Source organism: Streptomyces sp. NPDC107654 (genome assembly GCF_055639035.1).
In genome coordinates this window covers 379962-402009 of the sequence record NZ_JBVKBI010000001.1, presented here as the reverse complement: position 1 = coordinate 402009, position 22048 = coordinate 379962, and the positions used below count along the sequence as shown (strand labels likewise).

General features: G+C 73.7%; 18 protein-coding genes. 13 read left to right on the top strand and 5 right to left on the bottom strand.

The window, feature by feature from the left end; all coding sequences use genetic code 11:
• The first annotated feature begins 62 nt into the window (after nucleotides 1-62).
• The 8 genes from ACZ7N4_RS01805 (at nucleotide 63) to ACZ7N4_RS01770 (ending at nucleotide 11792) form a co-directional block, all read left to right on the top strand.
• The gene (locus tag ACZ7N4_RS01805) at nucleotides 63-1307 is read left to right on the top strand and encodes an ATP-grasp domain-containing protein (protein ID WP_471352663.1); all 1245 of its coding nucleotides are present in this window, start codon (nucleotides 63-65) and stop codon (nucleotides 1305-1307) included.
• Complete coding sequence (locus ACZ7N4_RS01800; RefSeq protein ID WP_471352661.1) at nucleotides 1304-4624, top strand: non-ribosomal peptide synthetase family protein; 3321 nt, start codon at nucleotides 1304-1306, stop codon at nucleotides 4622-4624. The genes ACZ7N4_RS01805 and ACZ7N4_RS01800 overlap by 4 nt, the downstream gene beginning before the upstream one ends.
• A complete protein-coding gene (locus tag ACZ7N4_RS01795) occupies nucleotides 4621-5514 on the top strand; it encodes a GHMP family kinase ATP-binding protein (protein ID WP_471352659.1) in 894 nt (297 codons plus the stop codon). The genes ACZ7N4_RS01800 and ACZ7N4_RS01795 overlap by 4 nt, the downstream gene beginning before the upstream one ends.
• An 87-nt stretch (nucleotides 5515-5601) precedes the next feature.
• Nucleotides 5602-7806, top strand: coding sequence for an MMPL family transporter (locus ACZ7N4_RS01790; RefSeq protein WP_471352657.1), 2205 nt, complete (start codon nucleotides 5602-5604; stop codon nucleotides 7804-7806).
• 52 nt (nucleotides 7807-7858) lie between these two features.
• Entirely contained in the window at nucleotides 7859-9052 is a 1194-nt protein-coding gene (locus tag ACZ7N4_RS01785; RefSeq protein WP_471352655.1) for a sensor histidine kinase, read from the top strand.
• A gap of 57 nt (nucleotides 9053-9109) precedes the next feature.
• The gene (locus ACZ7N4_RS01780) at nucleotides 9110-9757 is read left to right on the top strand and encodes a response regulator (protein WP_471352653.1); all 648 of its coding nucleotides are present in this window, start codon (nucleotides 9110-9112) and stop codon (nucleotides 9755-9757) included.
• A gap of 143 nt (nucleotides 9758-9900) precedes the next feature.
• Nucleotides 9901-11103: a sensor histidine kinase gene (locus ACZ7N4_RS01775; protein ID WP_471352651.1), complete on the top strand. Its 1203-nt coding sequence runs from the start codon at nucleotides 9901-9903 to the stop codon at nucleotides 11101-11103.
• Nucleotides 11104-11183: 80 nt separating this feature from the next.
• Nucleotides 11184-11792 carry a response regulator transcription factor gene (locus ACZ7N4_RS01770; protein WP_471352649.1) on the top strand — a complete coding sequence of 203 codons (609 nt, stop codon included), beginning with the start codon at nucleotides 11184-11186 and terminating at the stop codon, nucleotides 11790-11792.
• A gap of 20 nt (nucleotides 11793-11812) precedes the next feature.
• On the opposite strand, the gene ACZ7N4_RS01765 is transcribed toward ACZ7N4_RS01770, so the two are convergent.
• The 3 genes from ACZ7N4_RS01765 to ACZ7N4_RS01755 all read right to left on the bottom strand — a co-directional run bounded on the left by ACZ7N4_RS01765 (nucleotide 11813) and on the right by ACZ7N4_RS01755 (nucleotide 14084).
• A complete protein-coding gene (locus ACZ7N4_RS01765; protein ID WP_471352647.1) occupies nucleotides 11813-12499 on the bottom strand; it encodes an NADH oxidase in 687 nt (228 codons plus the stop codon).
• Nucleotides 12500-12546: 47 nt separating this feature from the next.
• Nucleotides 12547-13359, bottom strand: a complete 813-nt coding sequence (locus tag ACZ7N4_RS01760) for an AfsR/SARP family transcriptional regulator (protein ID WP_471352645.1) — start codon at nucleotides 13357-13359, stop codon at nucleotides 12547-12549.
• A 179-nt stretch (nucleotides 13360-13538) separates the two neighbouring features.
• Nucleotides 13539-14084, bottom strand: a complete 546-nt coding sequence (locus ACZ7N4_RS01755) for a DoxX family membrane protein (RefSeq protein ID WP_471352643.1) — start codon at nucleotides 14082-14084, stop codon at nucleotides 13539-13541.
• Between the two features lie 133 nt (nucleotides 14085-14217).
• Here ACZ7N4_RS01755 and ACZ7N4_RS01750 point away from each other — a divergent pair, with 133 nt between their 5' ends.
• The 3 genes from ACZ7N4_RS01750 to ACZ7N4_RS01740 all read left to right on the top strand — a co-directional run bounded on the left by ACZ7N4_RS01750 (nucleotide 14218) and on the right by ACZ7N4_RS01740 (nucleotide 16966).
• Nucleotides 14218-14544: a nuclear transport factor 2 family protein gene (locus ACZ7N4_RS01750; RefSeq protein WP_471352641.1), complete on the top strand. Its 327-nt coding sequence runs from the start codon at nucleotides 14218-14220 to the stop codon at nucleotides 14542-14544.
• Nucleotides 14545-14599: 55 nt separating this feature from the next.
• The gene (locus ACZ7N4_RS01745; protein WP_471352639.1) at nucleotides 14600-15580 is read left to right on the top strand and encodes an aldo/keto reductase; all 981 of its coding nucleotides are present in this window, start codon (nucleotides 14600-14602) and stop codon (nucleotides 15578-15580) included.
• 192 nt (nucleotides 15581-15772) lie between these two features.
• Nucleotides 15773-16966 (top strand): D-alanyl-D-alanine carboxypeptidase family protein, encoded by a 1194-nt coding sequence (locus tag ACZ7N4_RS01740; RefSeq protein ID WP_471352637.1) that lies wholly within the window; start codon nucleotides 15773-15775, stop codon nucleotides 16964-16966.
• Between the two features lie 229 nt (nucleotides 16967-17195).
• Here the strand turns inward: ACZ7N4_RS01740 and ACZ7N4_RS01735 are convergent, their stop codons facing one another.
• Both ACZ7N4_RS01735 and ACZ7N4_RS01730 read right to left on the bottom strand, forming a co-directional pair.
• Nucleotides 17196-17954: an SDR family oxidoreductase gene (locus ACZ7N4_RS01735; RefSeq protein WP_471352635.1), complete on the bottom strand. Its 759-nt coding sequence runs from the start codon at nucleotides 17952-17954 to the stop codon at nucleotides 17196-17198.
• Nucleotides 17955-18010: 56 nt separating this feature from the next.
• Nucleotides 18011-19051 carry a Gfo/Idh/MocA family protein gene (locus ACZ7N4_RS01730; protein ID WP_471352633.1) on the bottom strand — a complete coding sequence of 347 codons (1041 nt, stop codon included), beginning with the start codon at nucleotides 19049-19051 and terminating at the stop codon, nucleotides 18011-18013.
• A gap of 137 nt (nucleotides 19052-19188) precedes the next feature.
• Between ACZ7N4_RS01730 and ACZ7N4_RS01725 the strand changes: the two genes are divergently transcribed.
• Nucleotides 19189-20502, top strand: a complete 1314-nt coding sequence (locus tag ACZ7N4_RS01725; RefSeq protein WP_471352631.1) for a multidrug effflux MFS transporter — start codon at nucleotides 19189-19191, stop codon at nucleotides 20500-20502.
• Nucleotides 20442-21623, top strand: coding sequence for a serine hydrolase domain-containing protein (locus ACZ7N4_RS01720; RefSeq protein ID WP_471352629.1), 1182 nt, complete (start codon nucleotides 20442-20444; stop codon nucleotides 21621-21623). Before ACZ7N4_RS01725 ends, ACZ7N4_RS01720 begins: the two co-directional genes overlap by 61 nt.
• The last annotated feature ends 425 nt before the right edge of the window (nucleotides 21624-22048 follow it).

Below are 22048 nucleotides of genomic sequence, written 5' to 3'. Positions count from 1 at the left end.
GGTTCGTGTATCTGTACGGCGCCCTCGCGCGAGCGGGGCGCCGTCCGAGGGAGAGGCGTGCGATGAACGGCAGATGGATGGCGTTCCTGGAGAGCAACACCACCGGCACCGGACGGGAGTTCTGCGCCGCCGCCCGCGCCCGCGGTCTGCGGCCCGTCCTGCTCGCGCGCGACCCGGGACGGTACCCGTACGCGGCCGAGGACGGGATCGACACCCGGACCCTGGACACCACGGACCCGGACGCGGTGCTGCGCGCCCTGACCGGCCTCGCCGACGACGCCGGCCTCGCCGGTGTCACCTCCAGCTCCGAGTACTACGTCGCGGCGGCCGCCCGGGCGGCGGCCCGGCTCGGCCTGCCCGGACCGGACGGCGACGCCGTGGAGGCCTGCCGCGCCAAGGACGTCCAGCGCGCGCGGCACCGCGCGGCGGGCGTCCCGGTGCCGGGGTTCGCGACCGTGACCGACCCGGAGGCGGCCGTCGCCGCCGCACGGTCCATCGGCCACCCCGTCGTGCTCAAACCGGTGAGCGGCTCCGGCTCGGTCGGCGTACGGCTGTGCCGCGACGCCGACGACACCCGCGCCTGGGCCCACCGGCTCCTGGACGACGCCCCGGACGCCCGCATCCTGGTGGAGGAGGCCGTGTCCGGGCCGGAGTTCTCCGTCGAGACCCTCGACGGCGAGGTCGTCACCGTGGTCGCCAAACACATCAGCCCCGCCCCCTACTTCGTGGAGACCGGCCACGACGTCCCCGCCGCCCTGCCCGAGCCCACCGCGGCGGCCCTGGGGGAGACGGCCGTACGCGCCGTCACCGCCCTCGGTCTCGGCTGGGGCGCCGCCCACACCGAACTGCGCTGGTCCAGCGGCGGCCCGGTCGTCATCGAGGTCAACCCCCGCCTCGCGGGCGGCATGATCCCGGTCGCCGTCCGTGCCGCCCTCGGCGTCGACCTCGTGGACGCCGTGGTGGCCCGGGCCGCCGGTCTGCCCGCCGCGGACCCGGTGCCCGGCACGGGCCACGCTGCCGTCCGCTTCGTACGGGCCACCCGCGAGGGCCGGGTCAGCCGGGTGCGGGGACTGTCCGCGGCGGCCGCGGCCCCCGGCGTCCTGGCCGCCCGGGCGACCACCGCCGTCGGCCGGGACGTCCGGATCACGCACTCCTTCCAGGACCGCCTGGCCAGCGTGGTGGCCGCGGCCCCCGACGCGCCGCGGGCGGCCCGCCGCGCCCTGGCCGCCGCCGACCTCGTCGAGATCGACCTGGACCCGGCTGCCGCCGCCCCGCACCCGACACGAGAGAGGGCCCCCGTCCGATGACCGAGACCACCGTTGCCGGCGGGGGACCGCAGGAGCACACCGGCTGCCTCGCCCCCGGCGCCGAGACACCGCCCGGGCGGGGCCCGGCCGAGTTCACCGCCACCCTCCCGCGCTGGCGCGCCCCCCACGCCGGCGGCCCCGGCACCGCCACCCACCGCGCCCCCCTGCCCCCCGGCCTCACCGACGCCCTGGACCGCACCGCCCGCGCCCTCGGCACCGGCCTGCCGGCCCTCCTGCTCGCCGCGCACGCCCGCGTCCTGGCCACCCTCGCCTCCGAACAGGGCGTCGTCTCCGGCCACGTACCGGCCCGGCACGGGAGCACACCGCAGGCGCTGCGCCTCACCGTCACCCCGTCCACCTGGGCCGCACTGGTCGACGCCGTCGGCAGCGCGCCGCACACCACCGGGCCCCACGACGCCGTACTGGACCTGTCCGGGCTCGCGACCGGCACACCCGGCACGGGCCCGGACGCCGTGGTGCGGTTCTCCTGGGCACGCGACCGCCAGGGCCTCACCCTGCACGTGACGCACGACCTCGGCGCCTTCGACGGCGACCACGCCGGGAGGCTCGCCGGATACCAGCTGGCCGCCCTGCGCCTGCTCACCGAGAACCCGACCGCCCGCCACGACCGGCAGAGCCTGCTCTCCCCCGAGGAGACCGCGACCCAGCTCTACGCCCTCGCCGGGCCGCGCGTCGACGCGCCCGCCCACACCTTCGTCGACCTGTTCCGGCAGCGGGCACGCCAGGACCCGCGCGCCCCCGCCGCCGCCCACGGCGCCCGCACCTGGACCTACCGCGAGCTGGACGAACGCTCCGACCGCGTGGCCCGCGCGCTGGCGGCGGCGGGCGCGGGCGCCGAGGACGTGGTCGCCGTCGTCATGGACCGCACCCTGGACTGGATCGCGAGCGCCCTCGGCGTCCTCAAGGCGGGCGCCGTGTACCTCCCGATGTCCCCGGACCTCCCCGCGGAGCGGGTGGCCGTCCAGCTGGACGAGGCCGTCTGCGTGCTGGCCCTCACCGACGACCGCGGCGAGGCCGTCGTCCGCAAGGCCTCGGCCGAACTCGACCACGGCCCGGCCGTCCTGACGGCACGGCACGTCGAGGACGCCTCCGCGCACCCCCTCCCGGAACCGCCGACCCTCACCCAGGCCGCGTACATCTACTTCACGTCCGGCTCCACCGGCACCCCCAAGGGCGCCCTGTGCGAGCACGCCGGCCTGGTCAACCACCTCCACGCCAAGACCGACGACATGGGGCTCGGCACGGGCCCCGGCCAGGTCGTGGCGCAGACCGCGTCCCTGGGCTTCGACATCTCCCTGTGGCAGTTCGCCGCGCCTCTGTCGGCCGGCGCCACCGTGCGCATCGTCGACACCGACGTCCTGCTCGACGTCTCCGGGTTCCTCGACGAGCTGGTCGCCGGCGGCGTCACCGTGGCGCAGACCGTGCCCGCCTACCTCGACGTCCTGCTGCGCCACCTGGAGCGGCACCCACGCGGTCTCGGCCCCCTGCACACCCTCTCCGTCACCGGCGAGGTCCTCGGCCACGAGCTGGTGCGCCGCTGGTTCGCCGCCCAGCCGGGCATCCGCCTCGTCAACGCCTACGGCGCCACCGAGGTCTGCGACGACACCGTGCACGAGGTCCTCGACGCCGTCCCCGAGCACGGCTTCGTCCCGCTGGGCCGGTCCCTCAGGAACGTCAACCCCTACGTCCTCGACCACAACCTCCAGCTCGTCCCCCTCGGCACGACCGGCGAGATCGCGTTCTCCGGGGTCTGCGTGGGCCGCGGCTACATCAACGACGAGGACCGCACCCGGCAGGCCTTCGTCCCCGACCCGTTCCGCGCCGACACCCGCATGTACCGCACCGGCGACTTCGGCCGCTGGCTGCCCGACGGACGCCTGCAGTTCCTCGGCCGGCACGACGAACAGGTGCAGATCCGCGGCTACCGCATCGAACTCGGCGAGATCGAGCACCGGCTCGCGGCCATGCCCGGCGTGCGGGAGGCCGCGGTCGTCAGCGACGGCGACCTGGGCGCCGCCCGCGCCCTCACCGCCTTCTTCACCACGGACGGCACCGGTCTCGAGCCGCCCGACGCCGCCCGGGCCCGGGACTTCCTCGCGGCCCTGCTGCCCGACTACATGGTGCCGACCTACTGCCACCGGCTCGAACGCCTCCCGCTCACCGCGAACGGAAAGGTCGACAAGTCGGCACTGAGTGAACTCGCCGGCACCCTCGGCCACGGCGGCGCCGCCCGGACCGCCCCCGCGACGGCCGACGAGCGACGCCTCGCCGTGGCCTGGGCCGAGGCGCTCGGCGTCCCGCTGGAACGCATCGGCACCGACGACACCTTCTTCGCGCTCGGCGGCACCTCCCTGGCCGCCGCCCGCCTCATCGCCCACCTCGGCCGCCACCTGACCGTCGCCGACCTGGTCGCCCACCCGGTCCTCGCCGACCTCGCCCGCGTCCTGACCCGCCGCCGCGACGGCGCACCGGCCCCGGAACGGCACGGCAGGCTGCTGCACCCGCTGCTGGAGGTCCGCAGCCCGCACCACACCCTGGTGTGCTTCCCGTACGCCGCCGGGAACGCGGTCAACTTCCGGGCGCTCGCGGAGGAGCTGAAGTACGACGGCATCGCCGTGTACGGCGCCGAGCCGCCCGGCCACGACTTCGCCGCCCCCGGCGAACCCCTCCAGGACGTGCCCCAGCTGGCCCGCCGGGCCCGCGACGAGATCCTCGGCCACCTCACCGGCCCCGTCCTGCTGTGGGGGCACTGCGCGGGCGCCGCGACCGCGCTGGAGACCGCCCGGCTCCTCCAGGAGGCGGGCCGGCCCGTCGAACGGGTCTTCCTCGGCGCCCAACTGCTGCCCGGCGCAGACCGGTTGCGGACCGAGCTCGCCGACCTCGCGGCGGTGGACCGGCCCACCCTGCTGGGCCGGCTCCGCGGCGGCCGGGCGTTCGTGGAGCTGGACGCCTACCAGCCCGAGCGCGCCGAGGTCGCCGACCGCGCCTACCGGCACGACCTCGGCACCGCCCACCGGCACCTCATCCGCCTCCAGGAACAACAGGACCCGCGCCGCCTGGCCGCCCCGGTGGACGTCGTCGTCGCCCGCGACGACCCGCAGACCGCCGACGCGGCGCACGCGGCCGGCGCCTGGCGTCGACTCGCCGAGCACGTCACCCTCCACCAACTGGACGACGGAGGCCACTACTTCGTCGGCACCCGGCCCGCGCTCAGCGCGGCGCGCGTACGGGCGGCACTCGCCCCCGAACCCGCCTCCGGACACCTGCCGGACCTCCGAGAAAGGACGCACACGTGACCACGATCGACCACCGCCGGGTGACCGCCACCGGCGTCAGCACCGCCTTCGGCACCTTCGGTGAACTGCTGCAGGGCGTGCTGCCCGAGGACGACGGCAACTTCCTGGTCACCCTGCCGGTCGCCCGCTGGTCCACCGCCCGCTTCGAACTCACCCCGGACGAACCGGAGGTGACGGTCGGCCCCGCGCACAAGAAGAAGGCGCTGCGGCTGGCCCGGATGATCCTGGAGGACTGCGGGGCGCCCGGCGGCGGGGTGCTGCACATCGACAGCACCCTGCCCGAGGGCAAGGGGCTGGCCAGCTCCTCCGCCGACCTGGTGGCCACGGCCCGCGCCGTCGCCAACGCCCTCGGCGCCCCCATGCCGCACCGCCGCATCGAGACGTACCTGGCGCGCATCGAACCCACCGACGGCGTCCTGTACCCGGCGATCGTCGCCTTCCACCACCGCAGCGTACGGCTGCGTGCCCGGCTGGGTTCGCTGCCCGCGATGACGGTCGTCGGCATCGACGAGGGCGGCGCCGTCGACACCGTCGCCTTCAACGCCCTGCCGAAACCCTTCACCGCGGCCGACCGGCGGCACTACGCCCGCCTCCTCGACCGCGTCACCCATGCCGTGGCCCGCCACGACCTCGCCGAGGTCGGCCGGGTCGCCACCGAGAGCGCCCGCATGAACCAGGTGCTGCGGCACAAACGCTCGCTGGAGCCGATGATCCGCATCTGCGAGGACATCGGCGGGCTCGGTGTCGTCATCGGCCACAGCGGCACCTCGCTGGGCATCCTGCTGGACACGAGCGCCCCCGGGCACGTCGGCCGGCTCGCCGCCGCCGCACAACGCTGCCAGGAGCTGGAGGGCAACGTGACGATCTACCACACCCTCAGTTTCCACTGAGCCGCACGGGGGTCCACCAGGTGGTGGACCCCAGGTTCAACCGGTCGCTGCTGTCGGCGGCACACCCCCCGCGAAGAGCATGGACGCATGAAGAATCTTCCTGTACGCATGGCTCGTTGGAGCGCCGCCCACCCGTGGCGGGGCATCGTCGGCTGGCTGGTGTTCGTCGTCCTCTGCCTCGGCATCGGCATCTCCGTCGGCACCAACGCGGCGACCACCGAGGACTTCCGCATCGGCGAGGCGGGACGCGGTGAGGAGATCGCCGCCGAGGGCGGCCTCCAGCAGCGCCCCGTGGAACACGTCCTGATCACCGCCAAGCCCGGCAGCGGATCCTTCGACATCGCCGCCGCCGACGCGGCCGCCGCCGACATCGCCGCCCGGATGCACAAGCTCCCCGAGGTCCGCTCCGTCGCCGACCCCGTGCACAACGCGAAGAACACCGCCGTCCGCGTCACGGTCACCCTGAAGGGCCCCGAGCTGGAGGGCAAGAAGCACGTCGACCCGCTGCTCGCCCAGACCGCCGCCGTCCAGAAGGCCAACCCCGGCCTGCGGGTCGAGGAGACCGGGTCGCCCTCCATCAGCAAGGGCGTCGACGGACTGCGCGGTGACGACCTCTCCCGCACCGAGGTCATCGCCCTGCCGGTCACCCTCATCACCCTGCTGCTGGTCTTCAGCTCCATCGCCATGGCGCTCGTACCGCTGCTGCTCGCCCTGTCCTCGATCGTGGCGGCCGTCGGCCTGTCGATGGTGGCCTCGCACGCCTTCCCCGACGCGGGCGTCGGCACCAACGTCATCCTGCTCATCGGCCTCGCCGTCGGCGTCGACTACACCCTCTTCTACCTCAAGCGCGAGCGTGAGGAACGGGCCCGGTCGGGAGGCGGGCTGAGCCCGCAGGCCGTGGTCGAGATCGCCGCCGCCACCTCCGGCCGCGCCGTCGTCCTCTCCGGTCTCGCCGTCGCCGTCTCCAGCGCCACCCTCTACCTCGCCGACGACGTCATCTTCTCCTCGATCGCCACCGGCGCCATCGTCGTCACCCTCGTCGCCGTCGTCAGCTCCCTCACCGTGCTGCCGGCCCTGCTGGCCAAGATGGGCATGCGCGCCGAACGCCGGGCCGAGCGCCGGGCCGCCCGCGGGCTCGCCCCGAAGAAGCCGAAGGCGCACCGGAACGGCCCCGGCCGGCTGACCGCCGCCGTGCTGCGCCCCGTCGCCAAGCGCCCCGCCGCCACCCTCACGGTCACCGTCCTCGCGCTGCTCGCCCTGGCCGCCCCCGTCCTCGGCCTGAAGCTCACCGACATGGGCCGCGAGACCCACTCCCGCTCCATCGTCGCCATGCAGGTCTACGACCGCCTCAACGCGGCCTTCCCCGACATGAAGTCCATGCACCAGGTCGTCGTCCGCGCCGACGCCGACCGCTCCGCCGAGGTCACCGCGGCCCTGCGCGAACTCGCCGCCGACGTCAAGGACGACCCGCGGCTGAGCGGCACCTCCACCCTGACCACCTCGCCGGACAAGCGGATCAGCATGCTCCAGCTGCAGGTCCCGCACTACGTCAGCTCGGACGAGGCCCAGAGCTCGCTCAAGGACATCCGCCACACCTACGTCCCCGAGACGGTCGGCAAGATCGAGGGCGCCGAGACCGCCGTGACCGGTGACGTCGCCCGCTACACCGACTACCCGACCCACCAGGAACAGAAGCTGCCGCTCATCATCGGGGCCCTCCTCCTGGTCACCTTCGGCATGACCGTCTGGGCGTTCCGCTCCGTCGTCCTCGGCCTGGTCGGCATCGTCCTCAACATGCTGTCCGCCGCCGCCTCGCTGGGCATCCTGGTCATGGTCTTCCAGCACACCTGGGCCGAGGGCCTCGTGGACTTCACCTCCACCGGATCGATCGGGTCCCGCGTCCCGCTGTTCCTCTTCGTGATCCTGTTCGGCCTGTCGATGGACTACCAGGTGTTCGTGATCAGCCGGATCCGCGAGGCCGCCCTGCGCGGAGTCCCCACCCGCAAGGCCGTCATCGAGGGCATCGGCAGCTCGGCCGGCGTGGTCACCAGCGCCGCCGTGGTCATGGTCACCGTCTTCGCGAGCTTCGCGGCCCTGCACCTGATCGAGATGAAGCAGATCGGTTTCAGCCTCGCCGTCGCCGTCCTGCTGGACGCCTTCGTCATCCGCATGCTGGTCCTGCCGTCCCTGATGCTCCTGCTCGGCGAGGCCAACTGGTGGCCCTCCAAGGGAGTCCGCCGCGCCCGCACCACCACCGAACCGGCCGCCCGCTCCCTGGAAGCCGTCCGGTGACCCCCACCGCCGATACGATCTCCCAACGCCCTTGCGAATGAGGTGAATCAGCGTGTCCCAGTGGCAGCAGCAGCCGAGTGACCGGCTCACCCTGGACCGGATCCGTCGCTGGAACCTGGCGGGCTGGATCCTGCTCGGCCTGCTGCCGACGGCCGTAGCCGTGGCCGACCGGTCCCCGGCCCGCAAGTTCTGGCTGCTCGGCCTGCTCGCCCTGATCGCGCTGTGCCACACCGTCACCCTCACCCGGCCCCGCAACCGGGTCCTGAACCGCCGCGCCTACCTCGGCGTCCTCGCCCTGGTCCTGGGCGCCAGCTCCTACCTGCTCGACGGCGGAGCCGCCTTCTACGTGGTGTCCCTGCCGCAGTTCTGGCTCTTCACCCGCGGCCCCCGCGAAGCGGCCGCGTTCAGCGGCGCGGCCGCCGCCCTGACCGTGTTCGGCGGCACGCTCGGCCAGGGCTGGAGCCCCCAGTTCCTCACCGGCAACGCGGTGTTCACCGTCATCGCCTACGCCGCCGGGGTCGGCCTCGGTCTGTGGATGCACCGCTTCATCGGCCAGAGCAACGAGCGCCAGGAGCAGCTGACCGCCGAACTCGTCCTCACCCAGGAGGAACTGGCCGCCGCCTACCAGCGTCAGGGCGCGGCCGAGGAACGCGAGCGGATGGCCCGGGAGATCCACGACACCCTCGCCCAGGGCTTCGCCTCCATCGTCGTGCTCGCCGAGGCCGCCCGCGCCGCCGTCGACGCCGACCCCGGGCGCTGCGCCCAGCAGCTCACCTCCATCGAGCACACCGCGCGCGAGAACCTCACCGAGGCCCGCATCCTCGTCGGCTCCGTCCCGGCGAGCGGTGTCGCACCCGGCTCGGTCGCCACCACCCTGCGCCGGACCCTGGACCGCTTCGTCCAGGACACCGGCCTCACCGTCACCGCCGAACTGCCCGACGTCGACCTGGACCAGCGCACCCGCGTCGCCCTGCTGCGCTGCACCCAGGAATCCCTCGCCAACGTGCGCAAGCACTCCGGCGCCTCCACCGTCGGGGTCGTCCTCTCCGAGGTACCGGGCGGGGTCGAGCTGGAGATCACCGACGACGGCAACGGGTTCGTCGTGGAGGAGTCCCGCGGTTTTGGCCTCGACGGCATGCGCCGGCGCCTCGCCGAACTCGACGGTGAACTCACCGTCACCAGCTCCCTCGGGGACGGCACCCGCATCCTCGCCACTCTTCCCACACAGGGCCACGCACACGGCTGAGGCGCGGCCTCGGCTCCCGCCGGGCCGTCGTGGCCGACCGACCGCGAAGGACATCAGATGACCGACACCGCCAACGACCGGATCCGCGTGGTCGTGGTGGACGACCACGCCGTGATGCGCGCCGGGGTCGTCGCCCTGCTGACCGGCGAGCCCACCATCGAGATCGTCGGCGAGGCGAGCGACGGACGCGAGGGCGTCGACCTGGTCCGGCGGCTCGCCCCCGACGTCGCCCTGCTCGACCTGCGCATGCCGGTCCTCGACGGCGTGGCCGCCACCACCGAGATCGTCGCCCTGCCGGTACCGACCCGGGTGCTGATCCTCACCACCTACGACACGGACGTGGAGATCGAACGGGCGGTGGAGGCCGGCGCCGTCGGCTACCTGCTCAAGGACACCACCCGGGAGCAGCTCGCGGACGCCATCCGCTCGGCGGCGCGGGGGGAGACCGTTCTCGCGCCCAAGGTCGCCGAACGCCTCGTGGCCAGAATGCGCCGTCCGGAACCGGTCGCTCTCACCGCGCGGGAACGCGACGTGCTGCTCGCGGTCGCCGACGGGCTCTCCAACGCCGAGATCGGCCGCCGGCTGGTCATCGGCGAGGCCACCGTGAAGACCCATCTGCTGCGGGTCTTCGCGAAACTCGACGTCAGCGACCGCACGCGGGCCGTCGTCGTCGCCCTCGAACGGGGCCTTCTCGCACGCTCCTGAGCACTCATGTCATCTCCACGCGCATCTGCCGTGAGCGCACAACTCCTTACGTGATCCACATCTCCCTCGCTTATGCTCCGCACGGGTGGCGCTGCGTGAGAGGGGATGCGAACGTGATGTGCCGACACAAGTCCTCGCCAAAGGTGACCGAGGGTGCCGGGCAGCCGGACGCACTGCTCGTCAGGAGCGGGCACCTTCCCGCCCCCCGGCTGGGCCGGCTCGTTCTCCTCGCCGCGCTGCTGTGCTACTTCAGCATCACCCTGCTCAACATCCTCAGCTCCCACGCCTCGGTGGCCGAGGCCGGCCTCGCGGTGGTGTGCCTGCTCGGCATCATGGGGCTCCAGCTGCTGCACTCCAGACCCGGGGCGCAGCTGGAGCCCACGCCCCGCAAGACGATCACGCTGAGCGTCCAGGCGCTCCTCACCTACCTGCCCTTACTGATCTTCCGGACGCAGTGGGGTTCGATGGCGGGGTTCCTCGCCGGCTCCCTGCTGCTCCTCCTGCCGCCGAACCGGGCCTGGCTCATGTACGCGGTGGTGGGCGCCTCCATGCTCATGCCGCCGCTCCTCGCCGACCTGCCCCTGGTCGAGACGTTCTACTACGTCCAGTCCACCCTGCTGACCGGCCTCGTGGTCTTCGGCCTCACCCGGCTGGCCGACCTGATCCGCGTCCTGCACGAGACCCGCGGCGAACTGACCCGCGTCGCCGTCACCCAGGAACGCCTCCGCTTCGCCCGCGACCTGCACGACCTGCTCGGCTACAGCCTCTCCGCGATCACGCTCAAGGGCGAGCTGATCCACCGCCTGCTGCCCGGGCACCCGGGCCGCGCCAAGGCCGAGGTCGAGGAGGTGCTCACCATGTCCCGGCAGTCGCTGGCCGACGTGCGCAGCGTGGCCAGCGGATACCGTGACATGTCCCTGCGGGACGAGATCAGTTCGGCCCAGTCCGTGCTCAGCGCCGCCGACGTGCGCGTCGACGCACGGGTCCGCGTCGGAGAGCTGGAACGCGAACTGGACACGGTGTTCGCGACGGTCCTGCGCGAGGCGGTCACCAACGTGCTGCGCCACAGCCGCGCCACCTACTGCGAGATCACCGCCGAACGCACCGTGGAGCGGGTACGGCTCGTCATCGTCAACGACGGTGTGACGAGCGGTTACCGGGACTCCTCCCCGCACAGCGGCAGCGGCCTCGGCAACCTCCAGACCCGGCTGAGCGCCGTCGGCGGCACGCTCACCGTGCACCAGGGCGACGACGGAACGTTCCGGCTCGCGGCCCGGGTGCCCGAACGGAAGCGCTCCGGCACCGCGCTGACCGCCGACGCCGACGACGGACAGTCGGCCGCCTGAACCCGGACCAGTCTGCTGAACCGGTGTAGTTGATAGGGTGACGGGCGTAGATCGCTTTGCCAAATGGGGGTGGCGTTGCGGTGATTCGGATATTGCTCGCAGAAGACATGAACATGGTCCGCGGGGCGCTGGTCGCACTGCTGAGCCTGGAAAACGATTTCGAGGTCGTGAGCGAGCTGGAGCGCGGGGACCAGATCCTCGACGCCGCACTCAAGGTCGAACCCGACATCGCCGTGATCGACATCGACCTGCCGGGCCTGGACGGCCTCAGCGCCGCCACACAGATCCGTGAACGACTGCCCCACTGCCGGACGTTGATGCTCACCAGCCTCGGCCGTCCCGGCACCCTGCGCCGCGCCCTCGCCGCGGAGGTCGACGGATACCTCCTCAAGGACGAGTCACCGGCCGAACTCGCCCACGCCATCCGGCGCGTGGTCGCCGGCCACCGGGTCATCGACTCCAAACTCGCGCTGGCCGCGTGGAGCGGTACGGAGAGCCCGCTCACCGAGCGGGAGACCGAGGTACTGCGCCTGGCCGCGGAGGGCTCGGAGGCCAAGGAGATAGCCGGCGCGCTCCACCTGTCCACCGGAACGGTGCGCAACTACCTGACGACGGTGGTCGCGAAACTGAACGCCCGCAACAGGGTGGACGCGATCCGCATCGCCCGCGACGCGGGCTGGCTGGTCTAGCGCCCCGGCCCCGCCGTCCGTCACTCACACCGGTGAGCGCCGCCGTACTCCGCGCCGTACCCGGCGTCGCACTGTCCGCCGTACCCGGCGTCGTACCCCGCGTCGTCCACCGGAGCCGCCATTCCGGCCGCCGCCAGATAGCGGATGATGCCCTCGGTCATCTGCGGCGGCAGCGGCAGCGAGGCGGACGCCTTGTCCGGGGTGACCGGCCAGGCCAGCATCGCCACCACGAGCGCCGCCTCCGGCCGGTGCAGCACGACCATGTGGCGGCCGCCGACGGTCTCCAGCGACAGACCCGAGTCCAGCCTGGTCAGGACGGTGTGCCGGAGCAGCTGCACGGGACGCTGGCCCGGCAGCCAGACCAGCGCCAGCGGGGCGTCGTGCGCCACCGGGAACACCGACAGGAGCGGACCCCGGAGATCGTCGACGCTGAGCGTGCGCACCACCAGATGGGAGAGCCGGCTCAGCGCCGGCAGCATCACCGCGTACAGGTCGACGTGCTGCCCGGCGGCGTTGGCGAGGGACACCGGCCCGAGTTCCATCCGCCGCAGCGCCTCCCGCACCTCGGCACAGGGCCGCTCCACGTAGTCGACCCCCCAGCGGCTCTTCAGCACCACCTGGTCGTTCTCGTCGTCGTGCTCCACGATCACGTCCTCGGACAGCGACCACAGATGGACCGTGACGGCGGCAGCGGGCGTGTCTTGCATGACCTACCTTTTCCTGTCAGGACAGCCTTGCGGGCCTGGCGCACCGACTACAGCGGGGCCAGAGTGCGCAGCGGGGCGTCGAGGTGCGGCTCGCCGGCCAGCACCCTGCAGTGCAGCTCCTGGAGCCGCCGTGACGGCTCGATCCCCAGCTCCCGCACCGAGGTCTCCCGCAGCCGGCGGAACGCCTCCAGCGCCTGCGACGGACGACCGCTGCGGCTGAGGGCCACCATGAGCTGGGCGTGCAGGTTCTCCTGCAACGGGTGCAGGGTGGTCAGCGCGGTCAGCTCGCTCACCAGACGGGCGTGGCGGCCCAGACGCAGCTCGGCGTCGATGCGCGCCTCCAGGGCGGCGAGCCGCATCTCGTCCAGCCGCAGGGCCTCGGCACGCAGCGCCCCCGACGCCCGCACGTCACCCAGCGCCTGCCCCCGCCACATCGCGAGACCGTCCGACAACAGGCGCGCACCCCGGTCGTCCTGACCGTCGGCGATCGCCTGATGACCCTGCTGCACAAGACGCTCGAACTCCCGTGCGTCGATCCGGACCTGCGGCATGTGGAGCTGGTACCCGCTGTGACCGCGCAGAAGGATCCGCTTCGGGTCGATCCGGGGCGTGAGCCGGGAGGCCGCGGGGGCGATGCGCTGCCGCAGCTGCTTCACGTACGTCTGCACGGCCGCGGACGGGCCGGTCGGCGGGCACCCCTCCCACAGGCCCTCCGCGATCGAGGTCATGCTCACCTCGCGCCCGGTGTCGATCGCCAGCAGTGCCAGGAGCCTGCGCTGCTTGGCCGCGGTGGGGACGATGGACGCACCGTCGATGCACGCCGTGAACGGTCCCAGGAGCCCGATGTCCAGATGCGCCATGCCAGTTCCCTTCTCTCCGGATGGCGTGAGCCTGGCACGAGGGGCCGAGTGGCGGACAGTGACAGCTCCACAAGAAGGGGATGAATGTGAAAGCCCGCCCATATGAGAACTTCACGTCCCCCCGAGCCGCCCCCTCGGGGAACGCGGCCGGCCCTGCCGCCGGACACCGGGAGCGGCCGTCACTCCTGGAACAACGCCTCCTGCTCACCCTCCCGCTGCCGCCGCAGCCGCCGGTTGCGTGCGCCCACCACCAGGGCCGTCGCCGCCGCCGTCGCGCCGAGGGCGGCCGGGACCATCCAGCCGCGGTCGAGGACGTGCCCGAGCACATGGTCGAGGGAGAGCCGGCCGGGGCCGGTGACGGCGAGTCCGGCCGCGGCCAGGCCCAGGGTCGCCGCGTGCTCGTAGCCGCCCTCCTGGGCGAAGAAGCCGTTGGGTGTGTGGACCGCCGACGCCCCGGCCATCGCGCCCGCCGCCGCCGCGCCCGCCGCCGGGGTGGCGAGGCCCAGCGCCAGCAGCGTGCCGCCGCCCGCCTCCGCCAGGCCCGCCGCCGTGGCGCTCGCCTTGCCCGGGGCGTAGCCGACGGACTCCATGAACTGGCCGGTGCCCTCCAGCCCGTGTCCGCCGAACCAGCCGAACAGCTTCTGCGCGCCATGCGCGGCCAGCACCCCGCCGGTGCCCAGCCGGAGCAGCAGCAGGCCCAGATCACGTCGGTCGTAACAGCTCACGGTGACTCCCCGGCAGACAGGCGGACAGGCAGACAGCCTCCCCTGCCCCCACCCTCGCACCCCCGCCCCCGGCCGGCCCGTCCTGGCTGCCGTTCGGGTGGCGGGGCCGGGGGAGCGGTGTGAGCCTGACGCCATGACGATTCAGCCAGCCAGGCTCAGCGATCCGGCCGTCCGGGCCTTTGTCCACGCCGTCAACGCACACGACCGCGAGGGCTTCATGTCCCTGCTCGCGCCCGGCGCGACCATGGCCGACGACGGCACCGACCGGGACCTCGCCGAGTGGACCGACCGGGAGATCTTCTCCTCCCGCGGCCACATGGAGGTCGACAACGAGTCCGACGGCGGCCGCACCCTGCTGGCCCGCTACAGCAACGACACCTGGGGCGAGATGCGCACCAAGTGGAGCTTCACCGTCGACGAGGACGGGCGGATCTCGCGGTTCGAGACCGGGCAGGCGTAACACGGCCACCGGGGGCTTGTGTTCGCGTGCGCTCCAATCCCTAGCGTCTGCGTCCATGACGACACGCGCGCTGGGACGCACGGGTATCGAGGTGAGCGCACTCGGGTTCGGGTGCTGGGCCATCGGGGGCGAGCACCGGACCGCCGACGGGCATCCCGTCGGCTGGGGGAAGGTGGACGACGACGAGTCCGTACGGGCCGTCCGGCGGGCGCTCGACCTCGGCGTCACCTTCTTCGACACGGCCGACTCCTACGGCACCGGGCACAGCGAGGAGATCCTGGGCCGGGCCCTCGGCAAGCGGCGCGACGACGTCGTCCTCGCCACCAAGTGGGGCAACGTCTTCGACCCGGGCACCCGCACCCTCACCGGCACCGACGACACCCCCGAGTACGCCCGGCGGGCCCTCACCGCCTCCCTGCGCCGCCTCGGCACCGACCACGTCGACCTGTACCAGCTGCACCTCTCCGACGCCGGCCCGGCCCGGGCCGCCGAACTCCGCGACGCGTGCGAGGAGTTCGTGCGGGAGGGCCTCGTACGCGGCTACGGCTGGAGCACCGACGATCCCGCGCGGGCCGCGGTCTTCGCCGAGGGCCCGCACGCCACGGCCGCACAGCACCGCCTCAACGTCCTCCAGGACGCGCCCGGCATGCTGGAGCTGTGCGAGCGGCTGGAGCTGGCGAGCGTCAACCGCAGCCCGCTCGCCATGGGGCTGCTGGCGGGGCGGCGCGGCGGGCCGCTGGAGGCCGGGGACATCCGCAGCCGGCCGCCCGCCTGGCTCCCCGGGTACGCGGAGGACGGCTCCGGTGCCGACCCCCGGTGGTTGGCCCGGATCGACGCCGTCCGGTCCGTCCTCACCAGCGGCGGCCGCACCCTCGCCCAGGGCGCCCTCGCCTGGCTGTGGGCCCGCAGCCCGCGCACCGTGCCGATCCCCGGCTTCCGGACCGTCGCCCAGGCCGAGGACAACGCCGGGGCGCTCGCGAAGGGACCGCTCACCGCCGCCCAGATGGCCGAGATCGACCGTCTGCTCGGCAGGTGAGCGGCCGCCGGGGCCGTACGGGCGCGGCCGGTACGACCGGGTACGCCGCCGTCCGTTCGCCCGGCGTGAGCCGCCCGGCCCCGGGGCCGGGGGAGCGGGGTGGCTCATCGGATTCTCATAACGCGGCAAATTCCGGTCCGTCGGGCCCCACGGGTCGCGAATCCCCTGCTCGAAGCGGTGTACGGTCCCCGGGTGCGCGAATGTTCCCGGCTCAGCCGGCGTGCCGTCCTCGGGCTGACGGCCGCCGCCCTTCCCCTGTCCACCGCCACCGAGGCCACCGCCGCGACCCCGGTCGTCGGCGGTGAACGCCTGGCCCGGACCGGCGTCCAGGTGCGCGGCGCCTCCGGACTGCCCGGAAAGCTCACCGCCCAGGCCTGGCTGGTCGCCGACGGCGAGAGCGGGGAGGTGCTCGCCGCGTTCAACGCGCACCGCCGGCTCGCGCCCGCGTCCACCCTGAAGATGCTGTTCGCGGTCACGGTGCTGAAGAAGTTCGACCGCGCCGAGCGGTACGAGGTCACCGACGCCGACCTCGCCGACGTCCCGGCCGGCTCCAGTCTCGTCGGCATCAAGCCCGGCCTGACCTACACCGTCGAGCAGTTGTGGCAGGGCGTGTTCCTGCGCTCCGGCAACGACGCCGTGCACGTGCTCTCCCACATGAACGGCGGCATCGCGAAGACCGTCGCCGAGATGCAGGCCAAGGCCGAGGACCTCCAGGCCCTGGACACCCATGTGGTCAGCCCCGACGGCTTCGACCACAAGGGGCAGCTCTCGTCGGCGTACGACCTCACGCTCTTCGCCCGGCACGGCCTGAAGGACGCCGACTTCCGCGGCTACTGCGGCACACGGACCGCCGACTTCCCGGCGGGCGGCAAGAAGACGTTCCAGATCCAGAACACCGACCGCCTGCTGACCGGGGCATGGGGCCTGAAGACGTACGACGGCCTGATCGGTGTCAAGAACGGCTACACCAGCCACGCCGGCAACACCTTCACCGGAGCGGCCACCCGCGGCGGACGCACCCTGCTGGTCACCGTGATGCACCCCGACTCCGGCGGCAACGCCGTCTACGAGCACACCGCCGCGCTGCTCGACTGGGGCTTCACGCACGGGCGTTCGGCCCAGCCCGTGGGCACGCTGGTCGCGCCGCTCAGCGAGGGCGGGGCGGGCGCGGGCGCGAGCGCGGCGCCCGGGCGGAGGACCGTACAGGCGGCGGCGGGCGCGCCCGGACCGGCGCCCGGGGGCGGTGCGGGCCGGCTGGCCGCCGAGGGCGCCGCCGGCGCGCTGGCGGTCCTGGGACTGGGCGCCTGGGCCCTGCGCCGGCGTCGGGTGGCACGGACGGCGACGGCGCGGGAGGAGAACGGAACCGGACGGCGCGACACCGTGTGACGTGGTGCGGAGGCCGTTCCACCGGCCGGCGTGTACCCGCGGTCCGCCGCGAGGTCCACCCCCAACTCCGGCCGGGTGGAACGGCCGCCGCCTCCCCCCTCGGAGTGGCCGCGGAACTTCGGTGCGTCACATGTGGAGCTCTCGTGGAGAAAAGTTGAGCACAGGTCCACGACGAGCCGCAAGAGCGCGGATGTTCTACTTCCGCTTGCAGGGCGAGCGGAACGACCGCTCAACCCCGCCCGACGTACGGCATCGTCGTCGCCAGCACCGTCGCGAACTGCACGTTCGCCTCCAGCGGCAGCTCCGCCATGTGCCGCACCGTGCGCGCCACGTCGGCCACGTCCATCACCGGTTCCGGGGCCACTTCCCCGTTCGCCTGGAGCGCCCCCGTCCCCATCCGGGCCGTCATGTCGGTCGCCGCGTTGCCGATGTCGATCTGTCCGACCGCGATCCGGTACGGCCGCCCGTCCAGCGACAGCGACTTGGTCAGACCGGTCAGCGCGTGCTTGGTCGCGGTGTAGGCGACCGAGTGCGGGCGGGGTGTGTGGGCCGAGATCGACCCGTTGTTGATGATCCGGCCGCCCTGCGGATCCTGCTCCTTCATCCGCCGGTAGGCCGCCTGCGCGCACAGGAACGCCCCGTTGAGGTTGGTGTCCACCACGTGCCGCCAGGCGTCGTACGGCAGTTCCTCCACCGGGACCCCGCCCGGCCCGAAGGTCCCCGCGTTGTTGAACAGCAGGTCCACCCGGCCGAACCGCTCCACGACCGCCGTGAACAGCGCGTCGACGTCCTGGGGCCGGGACACGTCGGCCGGTACGGCGAGCGCGGCCGTCCCCGGCGCCAGCGCCGCCGTCCCCGCGAGCGGCTCGGCGCGCCGGCCGGCCAGCGCCACGGACCAGCCGGCGCGCAGCAGCTCCACGGCGACGGCCCGCCCGATGCCCGAGCCGGCTCCGGTCACCACGGCGATCTTCGAGTGCGTGTCAGTCATGGCACCGCAGCGTAGGCGGCCAGTCCGCCATGCGGAATCCGGTGTCCGCCATACGGTTACCCAACCAGTGGGGCCGGCTCGTCGGCCACCGTGCCCTTCTCGTCCTCCCCGGGATACCGCACCCCGATCCGCTCCCGCACCGCGTCCAGCGTGCGCATCACCGCGAGCGTCCCCTCCAGCGGCACCAGCGGCGACTCCTTCTCACCCGCCCGCAGCGCCCGCATCACCTCCGCCGCCTCGTGCCGCAGGCTGGTGCGCGGCCCGTCGGCCGGATCGGCGGTGAACTCCTCCGGGTCACGGCCGTCCCGGTGCAGGACGAAACGGTCCGGGTGGAAGAAACCGGACGGGATGTCGATCCGGCCGCGGGAACCGGTGACCGACGCGGTCACCGCAGTACCCCCGACGATCGAGCAGTGCAGCGAGGCCAGCGCCCCGCTCTCCCACGACAGCACGACCCCCGTCTGGAGATCGACACCCTCCGGCGACAGCACCGCGCTCGCGGCGATCCCGTCCGGCTCGCCCAGCAGCAGCTGCGCGAACGACACCGGGTACACGCCCAGGTCCAGCAGCGCCCCGCCGCCCAGCGACGGATCCCGCAGCCGGTGCGCCGCGGGGAACGGCCCGGCGAGCCCGAAGTCGGCGTGCACGGACCGCACCTCGCCGACCGCCCCGTCCGCCACCAGCGCCCTCAGCCGCCGCACCAGCGGATTGCAGTACATCCACATCGCCTCCATCAGGAAACGATCGTGCTCCCGCGCCAGCGCGACGAGCTCCTCCGCCCCGCGCAGGTTCAGCGTGAACGGCTTCTCGCACAGCACGTTCCGGCCCGCCGCCAGACACAGGCCGGCCGCCGCCCGGTGCGCCACGTGCGGAGTGGCGACGTACACCACGTCGACCTCCGGGTCCGCCGCCAGCGACTCCCAGTCGCCGTACGCCCGCCCCACCCCGAACCGCTCGGCGAACGCCTCCGCCGACTCCCGGCGGCGTGACGCCACCGCCACGATCTCCGCGTCCGGGAGATCGACCAGATCCGCCGCGAACGCCGCCGCGATCCCGCCCGTCGCCAGGATGCCCCACCGCACGCCCTGCTCCGCCATCCCCACCCTCGCTCACGTGTGCCTCGGCAGTGTGTACGAGCTGAGAGCATAGGTGCCGGCCCTGTCGACGACAGCGATGTCAGGCGAGCAGCGGTCGAGCAGCGGACGGACAGCAGCGGAGCACCAGGGAGGGGCACATGCCGGACCACGCGGCGGCACCGACACCGGAACAGGACCAGCGGTCCGACTCCGCCACCGCACCCTCACCCGCGCGGGCCCCGTCCCGCACCGGCCCCCTGGTCACCTTCCTCCTCGGCTGCCTCACCGCGACGACCCCGCTCGCCATGGACATGTACCTCCCGTCCCTGCCCGAGGTCACCCGCTCCCTGCACGCCCCCGCCGTCACCGTCCAGCTCACCCTCACCGCCTGCATGGCCGGACTCGCGCTCGGCCAGCTGGTCGTGGGCCCCCTGAGCGACCGCTGGGGCCGGCGCCGCCCCCTGCTCACCGGGCTCGCCTTCTACCTCGCCGCCACCGCCCTGTGCGCCCTCGCGCCCACCGTCGAGACGCTGACCGCGTTCCGGCTGGTGCAGGGCCTCGCCGGAGCGGCCGGGGTGGTCATCGCCCGGGCCGTCGTACGCGACCTGTACGACGGCGTCGCCATGGCCCGCTTCTTCTCCACCCTGATGCTGATCTCCGGCGCCGCCCCCATCGTCGCCCCGCTCGTCGGCGGGCAGATCCTGCGGGTGACGGACTGGCGGGGCGTCTTCGTGGTGCTCACCGTGATCGGCGCGCTGCTCACCGCCCTGGTCTGGCTGCGGCTGCCGGAGACCCTGCCCCCGGCCGAACGGCACCGCGGCGGAATGGGCGAAACGCTGCGCGCGATGCGCTCCCTCCTCGCCGACCTGCCCTTCACCGGCTACATGCTCGCCGGCGGCTTCGCCTTCGCCGCGCTGTTCGCGTACGTCAGCGCGTCCCCCTTCGTGATCCAGGAGATCTACGGCGCCTCCCCGCAGACCTTCAGCCTGCTGTTCGGCCTCAACTCCGTCGGCCTGGTCGCCGCCGGACAGATCAACGGCAAGGTGCTGGTCGGCCGGGTCAGCCTGGACAAGGTGCTCGCCGCCGGACTCACCGTGATCGTGCTCGCCGCGACCGCCCTGCTGCTGATGTCCACCGGCGCCCTCGGCGACACCGGGCTCGTCCCCGTCGCCGCCGCCCTGTTCGTCCTGATGTCGGCGATGGGCATCACGCTCCCCAACGCCCAGTCCCTCGCCCTGCTGCGCACCAGGCACGCCGCCGGCTCCGCCTCCGCGCTCCTCGGCACCTCCTCCTTCCTGGTCGGCGCGGTCGCCTCCCCGCTCGTCGGCGTCGCCGGGGAGCACACCGCCGTCCCCATGGCCGTCGTCCAGCTGGCCGGAGCACTGGTCGCGGCGGCCTGCTTCGTGGGACTGTGCCGTCCCTGGACGACACGGGCCGCCGCCCGTGCCGGCTCGGAGGGAGACGAGAGCTGAGCACCCCGAGACTGCGCACCGGCACACCGGAACGGGCCGGGCTGGACCCCGCCGCCCTCGCCCGTTTGGTCGACGAGGTGCGCGCCCTCACCGCCGGCGAGCGCCCCTGGGCGGCCGGCGCCGTCGTGGTGGCCGGCCGCGGCCCCGTGATCGCCGTCGCCGAGGCGTCGGGCTGGGCGGTCCGCTACTCCTCCTACGACCCCGAGTCCGGCACCGGTGTCGAGCTGCCGCCCGCCGCCCGGGTCCCCGCCACCCTCGACACCCCCTTCGACCTGGCCTCCCTCACCAAGCTGTTCACGTCCGTCGCCGCCGTGCAGCAGATCGAGCGCGGCACCCTCGGCATGGACGCCCGGGTCGGCGACTACCTGCCCGACTTCCACGCCGCCGCCGCGTACCGCGTCACGGTGCGGCAGCTGCTCACCCACACCTCCGGCCTGCGCCCCGAACTCCCCCTGTACGACTGCCCGGACGACGCCACCCGCCTCGACCTCCTGCGCTCCGAGGCCCCGTCCGCCGAGCCGGGCCGGCACCGGTACTCCGACCTCAACATGCTCCTGCTCCAGCACGTCCTGGAGCGCATCACCGGCCGTACCCTCGACGTCCTCGTCCGGGACGGCATCACCCGGCCGCTCGGCATGACCGCCACCGCGTTCGGGCCCTGCCCCGGCGCCGCGGCCACCGAGGACCAGCGGCGGCCGTGGGCCAAGGCCGACCGGGGGATGCTGCGGGGCGTCGTCCACGACGAGAACGCCTGGGCGCTCGGCGGGGTCGCCGGCCACGCCGGCCTCTTCTCCACCGCACCCGACCTCGCCGTCTTCTGCCGCGCCCTCCTCGCGGGCGGCTCCTACGGCCCCGCGCGCATCCTCGGCCCCGACTTCGTGGAGCTGCTCTTCACGCCGCCCGGCCTCGGCTTCGCCCTGGACCAGCCCTGGTTCATGGGCGAACTCGCCGGCCGCGGCGCGGCGGGCCACACCGGCTTCACCGGCACGTCCCTGGTCCTCGACCCGGCGACCGACACCTTCCTCGTCCTCCTGGCCAACACGGTCCACCCCCGTCGCCGCCCCCCGGACAGCGCCCCCCGGGCCAACCTGGCCACCCACCTGTCAAGAGCCCTGAACTGAGCGCCGACCCCCTACCGAGCGGTGCCCCCGCGACCTTCCCCTCCCGGCCGACCGAGTCGGGTGGTGGTGCCGCGCCTTCCCACCTGACCGGACCCCACGTGCCGGCCCCCTCCCACCCACCGACCGGACCCCAGGTACCGGCCCCCTCCCACCCACCGACCGGACCCAGGTACCGGCCCCCTCCCACCCACCGACCGGACCCCACGTGCCGGCTCCCTCCCACCCACCCGAGCGGTGACCCCGTGACGGTCCCCTCTCGGCCGACCGAGTCGGGTGGTGGGTGGGCATAGGCCGGGGGTCTGGGGGCGGAGCCCCCAGCAGGCCGGCACCAGCGCAGGGCGCCCCGGAACCGCCGCCCCGCCGGACGGCGCCCGCGCCCCGGAACCGCCGCCCCGCCGGACGGCACCCGCACCATAGAATCGCCG

What these genes read in the sequence shown, in the direction of transcription:
- ACZ7N4_RS01805 (WP_471352663.1), top strand. Translation starts at nt 63, where the DNA reads ATGAACGGCAGATGGATGGCGTTCCTGGAGAGCAACACCACCGGCACC.
- ACZ7N4_RS01800 (WP_471352661.1), top strand. Translation starts at nt 1,304, where the DNA reads ATGACCGAGACCACCGTTGCCGGCGGGGGACCGCAGGAGCACACCGGC.
- ACZ7N4_RS01790 (WP_471352657.1), top strand. Translation starts at nt 5,602, where the DNA reads ATGAAGAATCTTCCTGTACGCATGGCTCGTTGGAGCGCCGCCCACCCG.
- ACZ7N4_RS01780 (WP_471352653.1), top strand. Translation starts at nt 9,110, where the DNA reads ATGACCGACACCGCCAACGACCGGATCCGCGTGGTCGTGGTGGACGAC.
- ACZ7N4_RS01765 (WP_471352647.1), bottom strand. Translation starts at nt 12,499, where the DNA reads ATGCAAGACACGCCCGCTGCCGCCGTCACGGTCCATCTGTGGTCGCTG.
- ACZ7N4_RS01760 (WP_471352645.1), bottom strand. Translation starts at nt 13,359, where the DNA reads ATGGCGCATCTGGACATCGGGCTCCTGGGACCGTTCACGGCGTGCATC.
- ACZ7N4_RS01750 (WP_471352641.1), top strand. Translation starts at nt 14,218, where the DNA reads ATGACGATTCAGCCAGCCAGGCTCAGCGATCCGGCCGTCCGGGCCTTT.
- ACZ7N4_RS01745 (WP_471352639.1), top strand. Translation starts at nt 14,600, where the DNA reads ATGACGACACGCGCGCTGGGACGCACGGGTATCGAGGTGAGCGCACTC.
- ACZ7N4_RS01735 (WP_471352635.1), bottom strand. Translation starts at nt 17,954, where the DNA reads ATGACTGACACGCACTCGAAGATCGCCGTGGTGACCGGAGCCGGCTCG.
- ACZ7N4_RS01730 (WP_471352633.1), bottom strand. Translation starts at nt 19,051, where the DNA reads ATGGCGGAGCAGGGCGTGCGGTGGGGCATCCTGGCGACGGGCGGGATC.
- ACZ7N4_RS01725 (WP_471352631.1), top strand. Translation starts at nt 19,189, where the DNA reads ATGCCGGACCACGCGGCGGCACCGACACCGGAACAGGACCAGCGGTCC.